The sequence below is a fragment of the Mesonia aestuariivivens genome (assembly GCF_019311235.1).
In the GTDB taxonomy this organism is placed as follows: Bacteria; Bacteroidota; Bacteroidia; order Flavobacteriales; family Flavobacteriaceae; genus Mesonia; species Mesonia aestuariivivens.
The window spans coordinates 1-1162 of record NZ_JAHWDF010000055.1 but is presented as its reverse complement, the minus strand read 5'-3'; the positions used below and the strand labels follow the sequence as shown (position 1 = coordinate 1162).

The following is a 1162-nucleotide window of genomic DNA, read 5'->3' as shown; positions in this document are numbered from 1 at the left end:
TTAAAGTTCATAATGACGTTAAATAATGCGTATAAGTCCATTTTAAAGAGACTATATTCTGCTAATTTACAAACGATATAAAACTAGAAAACCGCTCTAAAGCGGTTTAAATGAATACGTTTTTTTTTAATTATGGGGTTGTGCAACGGTTACCATTGTTGGCACCAGTTTTTATTCACATAATTGTTTAAGTTTTTCAAAATCTTCATCAGCCTCAAAATGTTCATTTTTTTCAAGGTCTAATTTAAGTGCTTTCTTAAAATCTTTACAGGCTTCTTTTTCCTCTCCAAGTTCTAAATAAATACCTGCTCGATTAAAAAGTCCAATATCATAGTTCTTATTGAGCTTAAGGGCTTCATTGATTTTTTCTAATGCTTCTTTTGGTTTCTCAATTTCTCTGTAAAGACTTGCCCAATTATTATAAAGAATATGAAGATTTGGTTGATTTGGAAATTCGGTAACTATCTTTTGATAATCAGCTAAGGCTTCATCAAATAATTCTAATTTCTTTTTTATATTAATCAGATTTGCTAATGATTTAAAATCATTTGGTGTTATTTCTAATTGGGATTCAAAATCCGTTTTAGCATTCTCATAATTCTCCAGCCTAATATTAGCATAAGCTCTGTCAAAATAAATATCAGAGAAAGTTGGTTTTTCCTCAATAATTTTAGAATAATCAGAAATTGCCATTTCAAAGTTTCCTTTATCCATATAAGTGTTAGCTCTTGCATAGCGGACATTAAAATTATCAGGATATAATTCTAATGATTTAGAGTAATCCTTTATCGCAAGGTCATATTCTTTTCGCATTCGGTAAACATTCCCTCTATTTGAATATGGACCAGGTGATTCGGGATAAAGTTTTATAGCTTCTTCAAATATTTCGAATGCTTTATCTATTTTTCCTTTTTTTGCAAATTCAATTCCTTTTGAATTAAGTTCATCTGCTGTTTGAGATATTAGATTTTGAGTTGTAATTAGTAAGATTATTATTGCTAAAATTTTCTTCATTTCGTTTTTTTAAATTGGTGCCAACGTGTTTCTTTAGTTTGTATTAAATAACTTTATATAGAAAAAGAGGAGAACTATAACGTGTTTTAGATTAGTGATCCCTTACACGTACGAGTCCTCTCATTCTATAAAGTTGCAAAGAACCATT

At 29.1% G+C, this 1162-nt stretch carries 1 protein-coding gene; it reads right to left on the bottom strand.

What is annotated here, in order from left to right; translation table 11 throughout:
• Positions 1-171: 171 nt before the first annotated feature.
• Positions 172-1014 (bottom strand): tetratricopeptide repeat protein, encoded by an 843-nt coding sequence (locus KW502_RS15245; protein ID WP_219041405.1) that lies wholly within the window; start codon positions 1012-1014, stop codon positions 172-174.
• Positions 1015-1162 lie beyond the last annotated feature (148 nt).

Excerpts from the sequence above, each read along its gene's own strand:
- KW502_RS15245 (WP_219041405.1), bottom strand. The coding sequence starts at position 1,014 with ATGAAGAAAATTTTAGCAATAATAATCTTACTAATTACAACTCAAAAT.